The following is a 14,903-nucleotide window of genomic DNA, read 5'->3' on the forward strand; positions in this document are numbered from 1 at the left end:
ATTGCCGGCAACGTATAGGTCGAAGGAACAGCATACCCAATGTTCGCTCGCCAGGACGCACGCGAGAATGGTGCGTTCTTTCGCTCCCGCACTTGATGCATTTTGGGCACATGATATCGGGTAGGGTGACTGTCCTGCTTGAGGAACTCATTGCGATGTTTGTATCTGTTTTTTTTCCACAAGTCTAAATATTGCCTGTGCGAGCGTCAACCACCGAAACCGTGTTATGGCGGAACTGACTCCGCGGAGTTGTTTTTCCGGGATAGGAAAGCTGGGCAGGACCGAAGTGCTTCGGCATTTGCAATTCGACAGCTTTCCGACAGCTTTCCGCAACGAAGCCTGGGCCCGGATATTTCACGCCTCCCGGGATAATGACGAGGTGTTTTGGGAGCAGATTTGCGTAGCCCGCAGGCGGGACTAGATGCCGGCGCCGCCATCAAACACTTCGTTGCGTGTCTGCGCCTGGGAAATGACGCTGCCAGGAGGCACGCTGCGGGTGAGCCATACATTCCCGCCAATGGTTGAGCCTCGGCCAATGGTAATGCGTCCCAGGATCGTCGCGCCAGCGTAGATGACGACATCATCCTCGACGATGGGATGACGCAAATTGCCTTTTACCAACGCCCCATGCTCATCCACGGGAAAGCGCTTGGCGCCAAGGGTGACAGCTTGGTACAGGCGCACATGTTCCCCGATGACGGCGGTCTCGCCGATGACCACACCTGTACCATGGTCTATGAAGAAGAATCCGCCGATTTGCGCACCGGGATGGATTTCAATGCCGGTGGAAGAATGAGCAATTTCAGAAATCATTCTGGCGATCAATGGCGCACCCAGCCGGTGCAGCTCATGCGCCAGCCTGTAATAGGTAATGGCGGTAATTCCGGGATAGCATACCAGAACCTCATCCACGCTTCGGGCAGCCGGGTCTCCTTCATAGGCTGCCTGAATGTCACTTTCAAGCAAACTGCGTATACGCGGCAGCCTTTGGGCAAAGGCTTGCGTAATTCCCGCTGCCCGCTCCCTTTCAGAATTGCCTGTCGCGTCCGCATCGCTAGCAAAGCGCAACTCACGGCGCACCTGCACCATCAATTCCCGCAGCGTTACATCGAGCGTGTGGCCCACATAATAATCGACACTTTCATTGGTGAGATCGGGCATTCCCAGACGGTTAGGAAACAGTACGGCTCTCAGTCCATCCGCAATGCCGACCAGCACCTTGCGGGAAGGAAGCTTGGGTGGCCTGTCGCGTCTCTGCCGGTTTTCCAGGGATTTGAGGCGCAGTGCGCGCAATTCGGATACCACATCGCCAATTTTCAGCGCTGTTCGTTTCAATGAAAAATACTCCTCCATTTATTATTATCGGGTCCGGCTATTCCTGAGCCTTCTACATGTCCTCAAAAAGGTTGGAGCTCAAATAGCGTTCTCCTGAATCCGGCAGAACGACAACAACAGTTTTTCCGGCATTCTCCGTTCGCCTCGCATAATTTAACGCGGCTGCAACCGCTGCTCCGCATGAAATCCCCGAGATAATGCCTTCTTCGCGTGCAAGACGACGTGCATAGTGAATTGCATCTTCATTGCTGATCTGCTGTACATCATCCACGAGGGAGAGGTCCAGATTGGCAGGAATAAACCCTGCGCCAATTCCCGGAATTCGGTGAGGTCCGGGTTTCAGGGGTTCGCCAGCCCGATGTTGCGTGATCACCGGGCTGGCAGCGGGCTCAACGGCGACCGAGATGATGGACTTTTTCTTCGTCCCCTTTATATATCGCGAAACACCGGTAATGGTGCCTCCCGTACCCACGCCGGCAACAAAAATATCGACTGCCCCGTCGGTATCGTTCCAGATCTCCGGCCCCGTGGTGCGCTCGTGAATAGCAGGGTTGGCCGGGTTGGAGAATTGCTGAAGCAGGAGGTATCGGCCTGGATTGGAAGCAACGATTTCCTCTGCCTTCGCTACCGCACCTTTCATGCCCCGTGCGCCCTCGGTCAGAACCAGTTTTGCCCCGTAGGCGAGAAGCAGCTTGCGGCGTTCCAGCCCCATGGTTTCGGGCATGGTCAATGTCAAGGGTAGGCCGCGCGCGGCGGCAACAGAGGCGAGGGCGATACCGGTATTGCCGCTGGTAGGTTCCACCAGTTCTATTCCGGCACAAAGCAGCCCGCGATGTTCCGCATCTTCGATCATTGCCGCGCCGATACGGCATTTTACAGAATAAGCGGGATTACGCCCTTCGATCTTGGCCAGTACCATTGCCGGAGCGCCGTCCGTGATGCGATTAAGCCGGACCAGCGGCGTAACGCCGGTGGTCTGGGAATTATCTTTGAACCAGTGCGGCATTTTCGATGCATCCTTCCATATGCGAATCGCCCGGAAATATCGGGGATTCGAGCGCGATCTGCTTCCCGGGAGGCAATTGTGCTTATTATTTATTCGGAATTGGAGGTCAATTATAATAGCCGGTTTTATCGTCGAACTGGCTGTTTATCGATGAAGACAATCCCTAAGGCAGTGTGTGAAATTTATTGACTTGCCGGTAGTCGGGCGTGCTCAGGGTATCGTTCGCTTGCCTGGCTCAAAGAGTATTTCCAATCGAATTTTGTTACTTGCCGCGTTGTCGGAGGGGGTAACCGATATCTGCGACCTACTGGCTTCCGATGATACTGCCCGTATGCTCGATGCCCTCTCCACTCTGGGTGTATCCATCCTTCAGATTGGTAAAGACCATTATCGCTTGCAGGGAGTGGGGGGCCAGTTTCCTCTTCGTTTCCCTATAAAGGAAGCAGATCTGTTTTTAGGGAACGCAGGGACCGTTTTCCGTCCATTGACGGCCGTGCTGGCGCTTGCTCAAGGGTACTACCACCTGTCCGGCGTGCCGCGAATGCATGAACGCCCCATTGGCGATCTGGTCGATGCTCTGCGTCAAGTAGGCGCGGATATTACCTATCTTGGGAAGGAAGGTTTCCCGCCGCTCCAGATCAAACCCGGGCGGATCCATCCTGGGGAAATAACGGTAAGGGGCGACGTATCGAGCCAATTCCTCACTGCCCTGTTGATGGTGCTGCCTTTCCTGCGAACAGAAATGGATGAATTACCGGCCATCACCGTGGCAGGGGAACTGATTTCGCGACCCTACATCGATCTTACCATCGCCTTGATGGCGCGTTTTGGGGTGCAGGTGGAGCGGGAGGAGTGGCGACGCTTTACTGTACCCGCAGACCAGCGCTATCGGAGTCCGGGTCAGGTATTCGTCGAGGGCGATGCGTCCTCCGCCTCCTATTTTCTTGCGGCCGGCGCAATCGGGAGAGGGCCCGTACGCGTCGAAGGCATAGGGCGTGCCAGTGTCCAGGGAGACATTCGCTTTGCCGAGGCGCTCCAGCAGATGGGAGCGGATATCAGCTTTGGCGATAACTGGATCGAAGCAAGCGCTCCCGGACCTGGTGGCTTGCGAGCAATCGATCTGGATTGCAACCATATTCCGGATGCAGCGATGACGCTTGCAGTGACAGCCTTGTTCGCGAGGGGAAGCACCGTTCTCAGGAATATCGCGAGCTGGCGGGTAAAGGAAACCGATCGTATTGCAGCCATGGCGCAGGAATTGCGCAAACTCGGCGCAGAAGTGGAGGAAGGGCACGATTTTTTGCAAATTACCCCGCCTGGCGGCGAACTGGTGGCGAATGCGGTTATTGATACCTATGACGATCATCGCATGGCAATGTGCTTTTCTCTCGTGTCTTTTGGCGCGCCCGTTCGAATTAATGATCCTCGGTGTGTCTCAAAGACGTTTCCTGATTATTTCGAAAAATTTGCGGCCATCGCCCATGCCGATCCAGCGCAGGGTGAATTCGCTGCCCGGGGCGATTCTTTTGATATTTTATGAACGATAAGACTATTCAGGATATTCCCGTCATCGCGATTGATGGTCCTTCTGCTTCCGGCAAGGGCACCGTAGCGCAGCGGGTCGCCGCAAAACTCGGCTTTCACTATCTGGACAGCGGCGCGCTGTACCGTCTGGCGGCGCTGGCGGCAATGCGATCGGGAATCGAGCTGGGGGATGAGCATGCGCTGAGTGAAGTCGCTGCACATCTGAATGTCGTTTTTGCAGATGCGGAGATTCGCCTGGACAATGAAAACGTCACGGATGCAATACGTTCGGAAGAATGCGGCAATGCGGCTTCCAGAGTAGCCGCTTATCCTCTCGTTCGCACGGCGCTGCTGGAACGGCAGCGCGCATTCTGCCAGATTCCGGGTCTGGTAGCCGATGGTCGCGACATGGGATCGGTTGTGTTTCCCGCTGCCATCCTCAAAGTATTTCTCACAGCGACTGCTGAAACACGTGCTCAGCGGCGTTATAAGCAGTTGATGGAAAAAGGGATGGATGCTAATATTGCCACCCTTTTGCAGGACATACGGGAGCGTGATGCGCGGGATAGCAATCGCAGCATTGCGCCATTGCAACTGGGCGCAGATACACATTTGCTGGATACCACTTCACTCGACATCAACCAGGCGGTAGGTCGCGTATTGAGTTTGTACGCTGAAATTTCTGCAAAAGGACCGATTTGAGTATGTTGTGTAGAGAGGTTTTATCCATCAAGAGGTTCCATCCGTCAAATCCTGTAAGCTCGCCCTCGCTTGGCTTCAAGCGCTCCTGAGTGACAGGAACACGTAAAAAAGTCCATTCCCCGGATCATTTGTGTTTTTTCGCATTCAATCGCGTCGAATGCCGGGCAACCGGATTCAGGATGAACCAGAGCAGGAAGTGTAGTTGAAGCTGGATATTTCGAATGTCCGAGCAGTTGAAACATCGGTAATACGAGCGCTGCCATATCATTATGGCTCTCAGAAAGAAGAGAACCATCAGGGCAGCTATTATTAACCCTAACCCCATGAAAACCTATAGGTTTTGATGGGACACATTCAGGTGTTCTTACAATGGCCACTGTTTCCCCCGCTGTCGATTCTTCCGAAAGTTTTGCAGCGTTATTTGAAGAAAGCCTTTCCCGTCAGGAAATGCGTATCGGTGAAGTCATCACCGCGCAGGTCGTCCGGGTCGATTACAACATCGTAGTCGTAAACGCCGGACTCAAATCAGAGAGTTTCATCCCCGTCGACGAATTCAAGAACGACAAGGGCGAAGTTGAAGCCAAGCCCGGCGATTTCGTCAGCGTCGCCATCGAGGCGCTGGAAGATGGCTATGGCGAAACCCGCCTGTCACGGGACAAAGCAAAGCGCCTTACCGCCTGGCATGATCTGGAGGCTGCAATGGAAAGCGGCGCCATCGTATCGGGTGTCGTGAGCGGCAAGGTCAAAGGTGGGTTGACTGCCATGATCAATGGCATTCGCGCCTTTCTGCCCGGCTCGCTGGTGGATATCCGGCCGGTCAAGGATACGACTCCTTACGAAAACAAGGAGATGGAATTCAAGGTTATCAAACTTGACCGGAAGCGAAACAACGTGGTGGTGTCTCGCCGCGCAGTGCTGGAAGAAACCCAGGGCGCCGACCGCCAGACATTGCTCGCCAATCTGACCGAAGGCGCCATCGTCAAGGGTATTGTCAAGAATATTACCGATTACGGCGCATTCGTGGATCTGGGGGGCATAGACGGCTTGCTGCACATTACCGATCTTGCGTGGCGCCGGGTAAAGCATCCCTCCGAAGTCATCAGTGTCGGTGATGAAGTAACCGCAAAAGTCCTCAAATTCGATCAGGAAAAAAACCGCGTTTCGCTGGGTATGAAGCAATTGACGGAAGATCCGTGGGTAGGATTGTCACGACGTTATCCGCCCCATACTCGGTTGTTCGGCAAAGTCAGCAATCTTACCGATTACGGCGCGTTTGTTGAAATCGAGCAAGGCATTGAAGGCCTCGTGCATGTCTCCGAAATGGATTGGACCAACAAGAACGTGTACCCGTCCAAAGTGGTGCAATTGGGCGATGAAGTGGAAGTGATGATTCTTGAGATCGATGAGGAGCGGCGGCGCATCTCGCTTGGCATGAAGCAGTGCAAAGTGAATCCGTGGGAAGATTTCGCCATGAATCATCAAAAAGGCGACAAGGTGCGGGGTCAGATCAAATCCATTACGGATTTCGGCGTCTTTATCGGGTTGCAAGGCGGGATAGACGGGCTGGTACATCTTTCCGATCTTTCCTGGAATCAGCCGGGGGAAGAAGCCGTGCGCAATTACAAGAAGGGTGACGAGGTCGAGGCAGTCGTGTTGTCCATCGATGTGGAGCGCGAGCGTATCTCGCTTGGCATCAAGCAACTGGAAGGTGATCCCTTTAACAGCTTTGTCTCGGTTCATGACAAGAACAGTGTTGTCAAAGGTACGGTAAAGTCGATTGATGCGAAGGGTGCCGTGATTTCACTCGAGAATGATGTCGAAGGTTATCTGCGCGCCTCAGAGGTGTCGCGCGACCGGGTTGAGGACATTCGTTCCCATTTGAAGGAAGGTGATGTGGTTGAGGCGATGATCATTAACGTCGATCGCAAAAATCGCGGCATTAATCTTTCGATCAAGGCGAAGGATATGGCGGAGGAATCCGACGCGATGCAGAAGGTGGCAGGTGACGCATCCGCCAGCGCGGGAACCACCAGTCTGGGTGCTTTGCTCAAAGCCAAGATGGATGTTAAGAATACGGAACAATAAAGGGCATCATGACAAAGTCTGAACTGATCGCGAGGCTTGCAGCTCGCCATCCTCAACTGGGAACAAAAGATGCCGAGCTGGCAGTCAAGGTTATACTTGACGCGATGGCGAAGAGTTTGTCACAAGGGCAGCGTATTGAAATTCGCGGATTTGGCAGTTTCGATCTGAACTATCGTCCCCCGCGTGTCGGGCGCAACCCGAAATCGGGAGAAAAAGTTCGGGTACCGGAAAAATATGTCCCTCATTTCAAGGCAGGAAAGGAGATGAGGGAGCGGGTGGATCAGAAAAACTGAAAAACGCGAATTGAACGGATGGATATAATGGCGGCATGATTGAAAGATCATGCCGCTTTTTTATGCACGTGGACACGCTCCAGGCTGATTACCTGCGCGGCGTCGTCCTGGTCTGAGCAATGCTCCCGCTGTCAACGCGAGTTCTTCCGGAAAAACTGATGATGCGTTATCTGATATGGTTCCTGCGGATTGTACTGTTTCTCCTCCTGTTGGGCTTTGCCGTGAGAAATGTCGAACCGGTAACGCTTTATTATTACTTCGGTTATGAATGGACGGCACCGCTGGTACTGGTAATATTGTTTTTCTTTGCGCTGGGGGTGATGTTTGGCGCTGCGTCCTGTCTCGCCATCGTATTCAGGCAAAGACGGCAACTCGCCTCATACCGGAGAAAATATGACGTCACGGACGTTCATTTGTAAATCAACTGTACCTTCCTGTATTTCCATTTCCGATAAATTGCATATGAATGATCCTCGTATTATCGTCGCCCTGGATTTTCCGAACTCAACATCCGCACTCGATCTTGTAGCCCGTCTGGATCCCTCGCTATGCCGGCTTAAAGTCGGCAAAGAGCTTTTTACCGCTGCCGGACCGCAGTTGGTGGAAAAGATGATGGGTAAAGGTTTCGAGATCTTCCTCGATCTGAAATTCCACGATATTCCCACTACCGTGGCAAATGCGTGCAGGACAGCCGCAGCTTTGGGAGTGTGGATGATGAACGTGCATGCGCTGGGCGGAAGAAGAATGCTGGCAGCAGCTCGTGAGGCTGTGCCGCCGGGCTCGGTCAGGCTCATCGCAGTGACGCTGCTGACCAGCATGGATCAGAGCGATCTCGATGAAGTGGGTCTGAAGGGCGAACCCCAGGACGTGGTGCAGCGCCTTGCAGCGCTCACTCGGGATTGCGGCCTGGATGGGGTCGTATGTTCCCCGCTCGAAACGTCCAGACTGAGGAATGCGATAGGCGCGGACTTTTGTCTGGTCACCCCGGGAATACGGCCAGCCGATAGTTTCCCGGACGAACAGCGGAGGATATCAACCCCTCGCCAGGCGATTGAGAACGGATCGGACTATCTTGTTATTGGCAGACCTATTACCCAGGCGATTGAACCGGTGGCGATGCTGAGCCGGCTGAACAAGGATATCGAAGATATCAGGGATGTCAGTCACTTCGACAATTTCTGAGGGAGATGAAGCCTGCGCCCAGAAATCTGTCGAAGGGCTTGTTGATTTAAGAAAAAAATCGCTCTCTATTTCGCCCACAAGTCGGCTCTAGCGTCGCGCTTTTTCTTTCGGTTTATCCGGCTACCTTCGAAGTCACCCCAGAGTTTGTTTTTATTTGATTTTGCATGCTTTGTCATCCGGGTAGTGGCAGGTTCAAGCCAATTATCAAATTCGGCAGTATTGAGATCGAAGCCCCTGTATGCGTTTTTCATATACGTTCTCCACGAAAGAAACTGTCAGATAGAGTAGCTATTACTGAATGTTCTAATCGAGCCTGCCGCAAACCGCAAACTGGACAGATTAATCGGAACCATCTCTGCGATAAGCGTGAGAGCAATCTTCTACAGTTTGGCTACGCGCCTCTGTTCGTTTTCCCACATAAGGTTGGATCAAGCACACGCTGACGGTTTTGCGTCCGCAACAGATTTTTTCTGCCGGGAAGCACGGGTAGCTTTGTACTCCGAATGCATGGATGAAAGGATGGGCTAAGCAGCGTACCTGATAGAGAGGCTCTTTTTGCGGTTTGCTATATTCCGGCGTTACAAAAAGTCGCATTGACCCTTTGTGAAGGTGGGCGTAGAGTTAGATTTGGGGGAATGCTTGAATTCGATTTCACTGATTTCAAGCGTATTCCCTCCCTAACGTGGAGGATATCGCTATGTCCGACTATCATCTCCTCCCGGCGCAGCGTCTCACGGGCGCTGTACGGGTCGCAACGCCAGCCCAGCCTGAACCGGTAACTCTCACATCACCCGCACTCGCTGTAATGACCGACTTACGGCATATTCCGGCTGCTGTAATCGAGCCGGATGTGACCATGGAGTCGGCTAATGCCTATATGATGCTGCGCGGAATACGATCTCTGCTTGTTTTGAATCGGGACAAGCTTCTCGCAGGCATCATCACCGCGACCGATATCCTGGGGGAAAAACCGCTGCGTTTCATTCAGGAAAGGTGCGTCAAGCACAATGAAATTCTCGTTTCCGACATCATGACCCCTTTGGATCGGCTGGAAGCCATTCACATGTCAGAAATCCAGCATGCAAGAGTCGGGAATATCATCGCCAGTCTGTGTGACACCGGACGGCAGCATACCTTGGTAATAGAGAATGGCGTGGATGGCCAGCCCACCGTTTGCGGGATGTTTTCCTTGACGCAAATCGAAAAGCAGCTTGGCACTACCATTCCTTCAATGGAAATTGCCAGGACCTTTACCGAAATAGAGGCGGCGCTCGCAGCAGGCTAGCCTGGATATTTCATCGAATCACGGGATAATGGCGACGTGTTTTGAGAGTAGATTTGCCTATTCCGCGCCGACTCAGTAGCTGGGTTCCTATTGGCGCGAAGCGGGAGGCAAAAATGCCACAAAACACCCGTCAATGCCCGTGAAGGCCGATGATACAAACCGGATTTCAGCCCGGGTTGATCGAACTCATGTTCATACTGCTTTCTACAATTCCCAGGCTGGTTGGTGAAATATCCGCGCTGAGTACCTGGAGCGGCAGCATGCCAGGCACCTCAGGCATGCGCTCGTTCACGTTCGGAAGCCTTGTCTTCTCTTGGCCGCGTTGGAGAAAGGGAAGTGCGGGTCAACTCCTGGAACCAATATCGATGGCGGAAAGAGTATCGTAATAGAAGTGCTTCACCTGCGTGAGGTAAGCGCTTACCGAGATGCTTCCAGGGGCCTTAATTGCCGCATGATGTGCGTTCGATGCGCACACCTACTTTTTTTACACCGCGAATTGCGCTCAGTTTCGCCACGCTTACCTTGATCCACGGTGATTTGAATTCGAGCAGGATGGTCTGCGCGATGTGCTCGGCCAAGGCTTCAAGCAGGGAAAAATGTCTTTCGGAAAGGACCTGATGAATGCGCTGCACGATAAAGGCATAATCCAGCGCGTCCTCGAAATTGTCGGTCTGACAGGCCCGGCTCGTAGGCAATGCGATCTCCAGATCGAGCTGGATCGTCTGCGCAACTTTGAGTTCCCACGGGTAAATTCCAATCAGCGTTTTAACTTTGAGTTCGTGCAGGAAGATGATATCCATTGTTAAGCATTAAAGCATCGGCGAGCAACATTACCGAAGCTGTTTTTCAAGTAGAATCAGTAGGGGATTTTATTCTATTTACGAGGGATTTGTTCAGCGGTTCCTAAGGGCGCTAACGACATGACGCTGATAGCTTTGATTCTACCAGCATATTTGCTGGGTTCGATTTCCTTTGGCGTGCTGGCGAGCCGATTCTTTCAGCTGCCTGACCCGCGCACGTACGGCTCAGGCAACCCCGGTGCCACGAATGTCCTTCGCTCCGGGAAAAAATCCGCAGCGATATTTACATTGCTGGGGGACGCAGGCAAAGGCTGGCTTGCGGTCGCGTTGGCGGAGTATTTTGCACCTCTTCTGGAGTTGGGTAACGAGGCAGTTGCGGCAGCAGCCCTGGCGGTTTTTCTAGGTCACCTGTTTCCCGTGTTTCTGCATTTCAGGGGTGGAAAGGGAGTGGCAACCGCGCTGGGAATACTGCTGGGATTCAATCCCTGGATGGGATTGCTGGCGGTCACAATCTGGCTCGCAGTAGCGGTGATCTGGCGTTTTTCATCGCTGGCGGCAATAGCGGCAGCAAGCCTGGCGCCATTCTATGCCTTATTTTTTCTCGGCTTCGAAGCGCGCACCCTTGTAGTTTTCATCATGTCCCTGCTGCTCATCTGGCGGCATAAGTCAAATATCGCCGGCCTGATCGCTGGCAGGGAATCGCGCATTGGCAAGCGCAGTACCTCTTGAGGGCTGGGCAATCCGCCTTCCCGGCTATCGTCCGGCGAGCAGAACAAGTGCGGAAGCCGATGGCATCTATGCTTCCCGCCCGATTTCCTGCATTTCCAGATCCCAGCGGGCGTTTATCGTAAACTTGCCAAGCCTTGAACTTTCAGATTCTCCAGATTCCAGGCGCATTGCTCCCGCAAATGCGATCATCGCCCCGTTGTCAGTGCAGAATTCGAGTTTCGGATAATATACCGTAGCGCCAATCGTTCCTGTCCTGGAGTCGAGATTGCTCCTCAGCCGGCGATTGGCTCCCACCCCGCCAGCCACCACCAGTTGGGTAAGTCCCGTTTTTGCAAGTGCCGCAAGCGATTTCTCGGTCAGCACTTCGACTGCCGCCTCCTGGAAAGCCTGTGCGATCGCACCGCGAGTCTGGGGTGTCATCTCGTGTTTGTTCACCAGCGTCAGCACGGCTGTTTTGAGGCCACTGAAGCTGAAATTGAAATCGCCGCTGTGGAGCATGGGGCGTGGAAGCTCGAAGCGCACGGATTGGCCTGACCGGGAAAATTCATCCGCCAGCCGGGAAAGCGCGGGCCCTCCTGGATAACCCAGACCGAGCAGCTTGGCCGTCTTGTCGAAGGCTTCTCCTGCCGCATCGTCTACAGTTTCGCCAAGCAATCGGTACTGCCCCAGGCCGGTCACTTCCATCAGTTGCGTATGGCCCCCCGATACAAGCAGCGCTACGAACGGAAAAGCAGGGGCGGGGTCGGAGAGCAGAGGAGATAAAAGATGGCCTTCGAGGTGGTGAATCCCCAGCACGGGAACTTTGAGCGCAAAACCAAGCGCGGCTGCCACGCTTGCACCTACGAGCAAGGCGCCGGCAAGTCCTGGGCCTCGGGTGTATGCGATGGCATCCAGATCTCGCAGTGTGAGGCCGGCTTCCGCAAATATCTGCCGGATGAGGGGCAGCAACCGCCTGATGTGGTCGCGGGAGGCGAGTTCGGGAACTACCCCGCCATATTCCCCGTGCATTTCGGTTTGTGAATATAGCGCATGGCTGAGTAAGCCCTGCCGGGTGTGATAAAGCGCGACACCCGTTTCATCGCAGGAGGTTTCAATTCCGAGTACGAGCAATTGAGGCAGGGAGAATCAGATTCTTTACAGGAGTTTTTTAGGAATTGTTACTTGTTATATAATAGTGGGCTGTCTATATTTAGACGAAGACCCAGTTGTCACTTTTTTATTGATCAACATTTTCAGGAAAGGAACCCCCTCTTCATGACCACTATTAAAGTCAAGGAAAACGAGCCCTTTGAAGTTGCAATGCGCCGCTTTAAGCGCACGATAGAGAAAACAGGCCTGCTAACCGAATTGCGTGCCAGGGAATTTTACGAAAAACCGACCGCCGAGCGCAAGCGCAAACTGGCGGCAGCAGTAAAACGGACCTACAAGCGCCTGCGCAGCCAGTTGCTTCCACCGAAACTTTACTAGTTCAAGTCAGTCGAAAAATAAGCAGTTATCAGTTATCCGTAAATCTCTGTAAATTTCCGTTCGGCCGCCGTGAGTCTGAAACAGCAAATAACCGAAGATATGAAAGCCGCGATGCGAGCGGGTGATGCGCGGCGGCGTGATGCGATCCGGCTGTTGCAGGCCGCGATAAAGCAGCGTGAGGTGGATGAGCGCAAAGAGCTGGACGATGCGGCCGTCGTTGCTGTTATCGAAAAAATGCTCAAGCAGCGCAGGGACTCCATTGTCCAATATGAAGCAGCTCACCGGCAGGATCTCGCGGATGCAGAGAAGTATGAAATGGAGGTGCTGCAGTCCTACATGCCCCAGGCATTGAGCGATAACGAGGTGGAATGTGCTGTCGCTGAAGCGATTTCCGCTGTCGGCGCCAGGGGACAACAGGATATGGGGCGGGTAATGGCGCTGCTCAAGCCCAGGCTTTCGGGGCGGGCGGATATGAGCAAAGTATCTGCTCTGGTCAAGATCAGACTCGCCATCTGACACATCGCTTGCGGCCTCATTGAGGTAGCGGACTTCAATTGCAAGTACTGCATGTATCAAAAAAAGTGGAGTGCTCTTTTCTCGCGCAAGTGAATTTTCTGTCGGCGCTCCACTCTCCACATGCTTGCCTGATCTGTCATAAATGATTTCACAATCATTCATTCAGGAACTGCTCGACCGGACAGACATTGTCGACGTCATCGAGCGCGATGTGCCTCTCAGGAGAGCAGGTGCGAACTACAGCGCCTGCTGCCCATTTCATAGTGAAAAAACCCCCTCCTTCACGGTAAGTCCCACCAAGCAGTTTTATCATTGTTTCGGTTGCGGCGCCCACGGTAATGCCATTGGTTTCGTGATGGAGTACGGGGGCATGCACTTCGTGGAGGCTGTGAATGAACTTGCGGCCCGAGTCGGGCTCCAGGTCCCTGTGCAAGCTGAAACGGGATCAGGTCAATCAGATTCTGCACGGGCAAAGCTACAAAGAACAGAGGGAATAGAAGGAACAGAGCACTCCCCGGGTGCGTTGCTTGAAGTAATGAAGGTTGCCGCGCGTTTTTACCGGGAGCAGCTCAAGCTTTCGAAAAATGCGATCGACTATCTGAAGCAGCGCGGCTTGACGGGTGCAACCGCTGCGCGTTTTGGCATCGGATATGCGCCCGCGGGCTGGCAGAACCTGCACACTCCATTCCCCGGGCAGCCGGAGAATGTCAGGAAACGCCTGCTGATACAGGCCGGATTGATGGTCGAGGGTGACGGAGGCAAGTGTTATGACCGGTTTCGCGATCGCATCATGTTTCCCATCGTCAACCTCAAAGGGATGATTGTCGGATTTGGTGGCAGAGTGCTGGAGAAAGGGGAGCCCAAGTATCTCAATTCCCCGGAAACGCCCCTATTCCAGAAAGGGCGCGAGCTCTACAATCTCTTTGGCGCCCGGCGGGCGATCCGGGAAGCGGGAAAGGTTATCGTAGTGGAGGGCTACATGGATGTAGTGGCTCTTTCCCAGCATGGAATCGAATACGCGGTGGCTACCCTGGGCACTGCCACCACGCCTTACCATATCCAGAAGCTGCTGCGCCAGACCGATAATATTGTCTTTTGCTTTGATGCAGACAGCGCTGGAAAAAAAGCGGCCTGGCGCGCGCTGGAGGACAGCCTCGCACAGCTTGCCGACGGCAAGAGCATCAGTTTTCTTTTTCTGCCAGAGGGTGAGGATCCTGACAGTTACATCCGCAACCATGGCAGGAGCGCCTTCGAAAAGCTGCTTGAGCAAACATTGCCTCTATCTGTTTTTCTTTTCAGGGAACTGTCGGCGCGAACCGACCTCAAAAGTAGCGAGGGGCGTGCCAAGCTGGTGCAGGATGCCAAACCCCTGCTGGCGCGAATTGCCGCACCCGGGCTTGCATTGATGCTGGGGAAGCGATTGACGGAGCTCAGTGGTCTGAGTGAGGCCGAGTTGGAGGGTATTTTGAAGATCAGACGGGTTACCGCTTTTCCGGTGCGCGAAAAGCCTTCTCGTCCCAAGCCTGTTTCTCCCTACGAATGGCTGCTCCAGATATTGTTGTACCACCCTGCCTATATCCAGAAGCTCGACAGGGAACTGCTTGCATATGACCAGGAATATGAGAAAGAAGTAGCAGCGTTGGTGGCGCTCGTTGAATTTATCGACGCCCACCCCCATATGGGAGAAGGCACATCGATACCTTTGATGACTATTCATTTCCGCGATAGTCCCTATCGGGCGCTCCTTGAACAGGCGGCAAGCAAAACACTTGGCTGGGACGGCGAGATCGACCTGGAAGCGGAATTTGCCGGAGCGATGGCGCGATTACATGAGATGAAACGCAAGCAACGCATGGCAGTGCTGCACAATAAATCCCTGAGCACCCTTACCCCCGAGGAAAGGCAGGAGCTTCAGCGAATGGCGATGCCGTGAAGCAGAATTGTTAGCTGTGGTACGAATACAAGCATGTTCTGATATA

The 14,903-nt window shown here is 53.7% G+C and carries 17 protein-coding genes; 11 read left to right on the forward strand and 6 right to left on the reverse strand.

Translation table 11 applies throughout. The features are described from left to right. Positions 1-417 precede the first annotated feature (417 nt). Positions 418-1,335 (reverse strand): serine O-acetyltransferase EpsC, encoded by a 918-nt coding sequence (gene epsC / locus BMY01_RS05445; protein ID WP_439331395.1) that lies wholly within the window; start codon positions 1,333-1,335, stop codon positions 418-420. Between the two features lie 52 nt (positions 1,336-1,387). After that, positions 1,388-2,341 carry a cysteine synthase A gene (gene cysK / locus BMY01_RS05450; RefSeq protein WP_074745033.1) on the reverse strand — a complete coding sequence of 318 codons (954 nt, stop codon included), beginning with the start codon at positions 2,339-2,341 and terminating at the stop codon, positions 1,388-1,390. 175 nt (positions 2,342-2,516) lie between these two features. Here cysK and aroA point away from each other — a divergent pair, with 175 nt between their 5' ends. The 6 genes from aroA (at position 2,517) to pyrF (ending at position 8,127) form a co-directional block, all read left to right on the forward strand. Next, on the forward strand, positions 2,517-3,881 hold the full coding sequence (aroA, locus tag BMY01_RS05455) for a 3-phosphoshikimate 1-carboxyvinyltransferase (protein ID WP_074745035.1): 1,365 nt from the start codon (positions 2,517-2,519) through the stop codon (positions 3,879-3,881). After that, positions 3,878-4,567: a (d)CMP kinase gene (gene cmk, locus BMY01_RS05460; protein ID WP_074745037.1), complete on the forward strand. Its 690-nt coding sequence runs from the start codon at positions 3,878-3,880 to the stop codon at positions 4,565-4,567. Before aroA ends, cmk begins: the two co-directional genes overlap by 4 nt. 369 nt (positions 4,568-4,936) lie before the next feature. After that, positions 4,937-6,652, forward strand: a complete 1,716-nt coding sequence (gene rpsA / locus BMY01_RS05465) for a 30S ribosomal protein S1 (protein ID WP_074745039.1) — start codon at positions 4,937-4,939, stop codon at positions 6,650-6,652. A gap of 8 nt (positions 6,653-6,660) precedes the next feature. Then, on the forward strand, positions 6,661-6,945 hold the full coding sequence (locus BMY01_RS05470) for an integration host factor subunit beta (RefSeq protein ID WP_011381373.1): 285 nt from the start codon (positions 6,661-6,663) through the stop codon (positions 6,943-6,945). Between the two features lie 158 nt (positions 6,946-7,103). Continuing rightward, the gene (locus BMY01_RS05475) at positions 7,104-7,364 is read left to right on the forward strand and encodes a LapA family protein (RefSeq protein ID WP_254772619.1); all 261 of its coding nucleotides are present in this window, start codon (positions 7,104-7,106) and stop codon (positions 7,362-7,364) included. Between the two features lie 43 nt (positions 7,365-7,407). Further along, entirely contained in the window at positions 7,408-8,127 is a 720-nt protein-coding gene (gene pyrF / locus BMY01_RS05480; protein WP_074745160.1) for an orotidine-5'-phosphate decarboxylase, read from the forward strand. Between the two features lie 65 nt (positions 8,128-8,192). Here pyrF and BMY01_RS05485 read toward each other — a convergent pair whose 3' ends face one another. Beyond that, positions 8,193-8,378 carry a hypothetical protein gene (locus BMY01_RS05485; RefSeq protein ID WP_074745041.1) on the reverse strand — a complete coding sequence of 62 codons (186 nt, stop codon included), beginning with the start codon at positions 8,376-8,378 and terminating at the stop codon, positions 8,193-8,195. 446 nt (positions 8,379-8,824) lie between these two features. Here BMY01_RS05485 and BMY01_RS05490 point away from each other — a divergent pair, with 446 nt between their 5' ends. Next, positions 8,825-9,412 (forward strand): CBS domain-containing protein, encoded by a 588-nt coding sequence (locus BMY01_RS05490; protein ID WP_074745043.1) that lies wholly within the window; start codon positions 8,825-8,827, stop codon positions 9,410-9,412. A 166-nt stretch (positions 9,413-9,578) separates the two neighbouring features. Here BMY01_RS05490 and BMY01_RS18580 read toward each other — a convergent pair whose 3' ends face one another. Together BMY01_RS18580 and folB are read right to left on the reverse strand one after the other, a co-directional pair. Continuing rightward, positions 9,579-9,704 carry a hypothetical protein gene (locus tag BMY01_RS18580; RefSeq protein ID WP_302848418.1) on the reverse strand — a complete coding sequence of 42 codons (126 nt, stop codon included), beginning with the start codon at positions 9,702-9,704 and terminating at the stop codon, positions 9,579-9,581. A gap of 148 nt (positions 9,705-9,852) precedes the next feature. After that, positions 9,853-10,212 carry a dihydroneopterin aldolase gene (gene folB, locus BMY01_RS05500; protein WP_074745047.1) on the reverse strand — a complete coding sequence of 120 codons (360 nt, stop codon included), beginning with the start codon at positions 10,210-10,212 and terminating at the stop codon, positions 9,853-9,855. 120 nt (positions 10,213-10,332) lie between these two features. Between folB and plsY the strand changes: the two genes are divergently transcribed. Continuing rightward, a complete protein-coding gene (gene plsY, locus BMY01_RS05505; protein ID WP_074745049.1) occupies positions 10,333-10,941 on the forward strand; it encodes a glycerol-3-phosphate 1-O-acyltransferase PlsY in 609 nt (202 codons plus the stop codon). A 66-nt stretch (positions 10,942-11,007) separates the two neighbouring features. Here plsY and tsaD read toward each other — a convergent pair whose 3' ends face one another. Then, a complete protein-coding gene (gene tsaD, locus BMY01_RS05510) occupies positions 11,008-12,051 on the reverse strand; it encodes a tRNA (adenosine(37)-N6)-threonylcarbamoyltransferase complex transferase subunit TsaD (RefSeq protein WP_074745051.1) in 1,044 nt (347 codons plus the stop codon). A gap of 144 nt (positions 12,052-12,195) precedes the next feature. Between tsaD and rpsU the strand changes: the two genes are divergently transcribed. The 3 genes from rpsU (at position 12,196) to dnaG (ending at position 14,857) form a co-directional block, all read left to right on the forward strand. Continuing rightward, positions 12,196-12,408: a 30S ribosomal protein S21 gene (rpsU, locus tag BMY01_RS05515; protein WP_004179462.1), complete on the forward strand. Its 213-nt coding sequence runs from the start codon at positions 12,196-12,198 to the stop codon at positions 12,406-12,408. Between the two features lie 69 nt (positions 12,409-12,477). Then, entirely contained in the window at positions 12,478-12,924 is a 447-nt protein-coding gene (locus BMY01_RS05520; RefSeq protein ID WP_074745053.1) for a GatB/YqeY domain-containing protein, read from the forward strand. Positions 12,925-13,066: 142 nt separating this feature from the next. Then, positions 13,067-14,857: a DNA primase gene (dnaG, locus tag BMY01_RS05525; protein WP_074745055.1), complete on the forward strand. Its 1,791-nt coding sequence runs from the start codon at positions 13,067-13,069 to the stop codon at positions 14,855-14,857. Positions 14,858-14,903: the final 46 nt, after the last annotated feature.

It is taken from the genome of Nitrosospira multiformis (assembly GCF_900110185.1).
Lineage (GTDB): Bacteria > Pseudomonadota > Gammaproteobacteria > Burkholderiales > Nitrosomonadaceae > Nitrosospira > Nitrosospira multiformis_A.

Coding starts and splice junctions, on each gene's coding strand:
- dnaG (WP_074745055.1), top strand. CDS start 13,067: ATGATTTCACAATCATTCATTCAGGAACTGCTCGACCGGACAGACATT.
- rpsU (WP_004179462.1), top strand. CDS start 12,196: ATGACCACTATTAAAGTCAAGGAAAACGAGCCCTTTGAAGTTGCAATG.
- BMY01_RS05490 (WP_074745043.1), top strand. CDS start 8,825: ATGTCCGACTATCATCTCCTCCCGGCGCAGCGTCTCACGGGCGCTGTA.
- plsY (WP_074745049.1), top strand. CDS start 10,333: ATGACGCTGATAGCTTTGATTCTACCAGCATATTTGCTGGGTTCGATT.
- folB (WP_074745047.1), bottom strand. CDS start 10,212: ATGGATATCATCTTCCTGCACGAACTCAAAGTTAAAACGCTGATTGGA.
- cmk (WP_074745037.1), top strand. CDS start 3,878: ATGAACGATAAGACTATTCAGGATATTCCCGTCATCGCGATTGATGGT.
- BMY01_RS05475 (WP_254772619.1), top strand. CDS start 7,104: ATGATGCGTTATCTGATATGGTTCCTGCGGATTGTACTGTTTCTCCTC.
- rpsA (WP_074745039.1), top strand. CDS start 4,937: ATGGCCACTGTTTCCCCCGCTGTCGATTCTTCCGAAAGTTTTGCAGCG.
- cysK (WP_074745033.1), bottom strand. CDS start 2,341: ATGCCGCACTGGTTCAAAGATAATTCCCAGACCACCGGCGTTACGCCG.
- BMY01_RS05470 (WP_011381373.1), top strand. CDS start 6,661: ATGACAAAGTCTGAACTGATCGCGAGGCTTGCAGCTCGCCATCCTCAA.
- pyrF (WP_074745160.1), top strand. CDS start 7,408: ATGAATGATCCTCGTATTATCGTCGCCCTGGATTTTCCGAACTCAACA.
- BMY01_RS05485 (WP_074745041.1), bottom strand. CDS start 8,378: ATGAAAAACGCATACAGGGGCTTCGATCTCAATACTGCCGAATTTGAT.